This window comes from uncultured Amnibacterium sp., assembly GCF_964245895.1.
Lineage (GTDB): Bacteria > Actinomycetota > Actinomycetes > Actinomycetales > Microbacteriaceae > Amnibacterium.
In genome coordinates this window covers 1-2,523 of sequence record NZ_CAXTOQ010000260.1, presented here as the reverse complement: position 1 = coordinate 2,523, position 2,523 = coordinate 1, and the positions used below count along the sequence as shown (strand labels likewise).

General features: G+C 70.9%; 2 protein-coding genes. Both read right to left on the bottom strand.

Going from position 1 to position 2,523, the window contains the following annotated elements; translation table 11 throughout:
• Positions 1–1,326, bottom strand: a 1,326-nt coding sequence (locus ACFE60_RS18760; RefSeq protein ID WP_375390365.1) for an ATP-dependent helicase, incomplete at its 3' end; no start/stop codon positions are given.
• 7 nt (positions 1,327–1,333) lie between these two features.
• Positions 1,334–2,257 carry a glycerophosphodiester phosphodiesterase family protein gene (locus ACFE60_RS18755; RefSeq protein WP_375390364.1) on the bottom strand — a complete coding sequence of 308 codons (924 nt, stop codon included), beginning with the start codon at positions 2,255–2,257 and terminating at the stop codon, positions 1,334–1,336.
• Between the last annotated feature and the right edge of the window lie 266 nt (positions 2,258–2,523).

Below are 2,523 nucleotides of genomic sequence, written 5' to 3'. Positions count from 1 at the left end.
GGTCTCCGTGACCTGCCCGATCCCGCGCTTCGGGGTGTTCAGGATGCGCCGCATCGCGAGCGCGTCCGCCGGGTTCGCGACCGCGATCAGGTACGCCATCGCGTCCTTGATCTCGGCGCGCTCGTAGAACTTCGTGCCGCCGAGGATCCGGTACGGCACGGCCGACCGGATCAGGATCTCCTCCAGCGCACGGGTCTGCGCGTTGGTCCGGTAGAACACCGCGACCTCGCGGTACTCCACGCCGTCGCTGTGCAGCTGCTCGATCTCGTCGGCGACGAACTGGGCCTCGTCGTGCCCGGAGTAGCCGGTGAAGCCCGTGATCCGCGCGCCGGCACCGACCTCCGTGAACAGGTTCTTCGGCTTGCGGTCGAAGTTGTTCGCGATCACCGCGTTCGCCGCGTCGAGGATCGTCTGGGTCGAGCGGTAGTTCTGCTCGAGCAGCACGACGGTCGCGTCGGTGTAGTCCTGCTCGAACTCGACGATGTTGCGGATGTCGGCGCCGCGGAACGCGTAGATCGACTGGTCCGAGTCGCCGACGACCGTGAGCGAGGCGGGAGGCAGCCCCTGCGCGGGCTTCGTGAGCTCGCGGATCAGGGCGTACTGCGCGTGGTTCGTGTCCTGGTACTCGTCGACGAGGATGTGCCGGAACCGGCGGCGGTACGGCTCGGCGACGTGTGGGAACGCCCGGAACAGGTAGACGGTCTGCGTGATCAGGTCGTCGAAGTCGAACGCGTTCGCCGCCTGAAGCGTCCGCGAGTACTCGCGGAACATGGTGAGGAACATCGCCTCCTTCGGGTCGGCGAGGTTCACCGACCGGGAGAACGTCTCGGCGTCCACCAGCTCGTTCTTCAGCTTGGAGATGCGCGCTGCCGTGTTCGCGACCGAGAAGCCCATCACGTCGGCCTCGTGCTGCTTCACGATCCGCTTCAGCAGCGCCCGGCTGTCCCCGGAGTCGTAGATCGTGAACCCGGAGGCGTAGCCGAACACCTCCGCCTCCCGCCGGAGGATGCGGACGCACGCCGAGTGGAACGTGGAGATCCACATGCCCTCGCTCGCCCGGCCCACGAGCTGCTTCACGCGCTCGCGCATCTCGCCGGCGGCCTTGTTGGTGAAGGTGATGGCGAGCACCTGGCTCGGCCACGCCTCGCGCGTCTCGAGCAGGGAGGCGATGCGCCGCGTGAGCACGCTCGTCTTGCCGGAGCCGGCCCCCGCGACGATCAGCAGCGCGGGGCCGCGGTACAGCACGGCCTCGCGCTGACGGGGGTTCAGCCCGTCGAGCAGGGCGGAGGACTGCTCCGCCGACAGGGGCTGGACCAGCTGCGTCATGATGACGTCAAGAGTAGGTCGGCACCCCGACAGCGGGAGGCGCGGCGACGACCGCGCGGGCCAGGTCGGGGTGGTCCGCGAACACCCCGGTGACGCCGGCGGCGACCAGGCGCCGCCAGTACTCGGCGTAGCGGCCGAACGGGCCTTCCGGCAGCCGGTAGCGCCGGGGCAGGAAGCGGTTCTCCGGGCGGAGCGTCCACGTCCAGACGTCGAGCCCCAGGTCGCGGAAGCCGCCGACGGTCCGCGGGCTCACGAGGTTCGTGCCGAGGCTCACTCCGTCGTACGCCGCGAACGCGTCCGGGTCGCGCACGGTGTGGTGGTCGATCACGGGCTCGTGCCCGATCAGGGCGACGAGCGGGTGCCCGATCCCCCGGTCCCGCAGCCGCTCGAGCGCGTCGTGCTCGAAGCTCTCGATGCTGATCGGCGGCAGGCGGGCCGCGTCCGCGAAGGTGTCGATCAGCAGGTCGTCGACCGGCAGACCCAGCCGCGCGGAGCGGGAGGCGTGCTTCAGCTCGATGACGAGGCGCACCGTGCCGGCCGCCGCGACGAGGTCCATCACCTCGAGCAGCGTCAGCACCGCCTCCGAGCCGTCGTGCTGCGAGCTGGCGGGCCGGAGGCGCGGCAGCCGCTCCCGCCCGGTCAGGCTCCGCAGCTCCGCCAGCGACAGGTCCTCGGCGAACCAGCCGTGCCGCGGCCGGCCGCGGACGACCTTCACCCGGCGGCGGTCGCGCAGCTCCGGCCGCGCGGCGACGTCGGTGGTGTGGCTCAGCTCCGGGTCGTGCCGCACCACGAGCGCGCCGTCGGCGCTCGCGACCACGTCGACCTCGATGGCCTGCGCGCCCTGCTCGATCGCGAGCAGCAGCGCGGAGCGCGTCAGCTCCGGTCGGTAACCGCACGCGCCGCGATGCGCGATGACGAGCGGGGCGGGCACAGGCGAGAGGCTACGACACGCGCGCGCGATCCATAGGGAAGCCATAGCGCTCGCGCCCACGAGTCGCACCGGAACTTCTTAGAATCGTCCTTCCGGGCCGCATCGGCGTCCGGATCCCGACAGGAGCAGGACCCATGGCGAACCCCGCCCTCTCCAACAACCCCGCGTTCAGGAAGGGCTGCACGGTGAGTGCATCCCAGCTCGAGGAGCTGTACGAGCGCCCGTCCGCATCGCCCGCCGACACGGGCCGCATGACCTACGAGGAC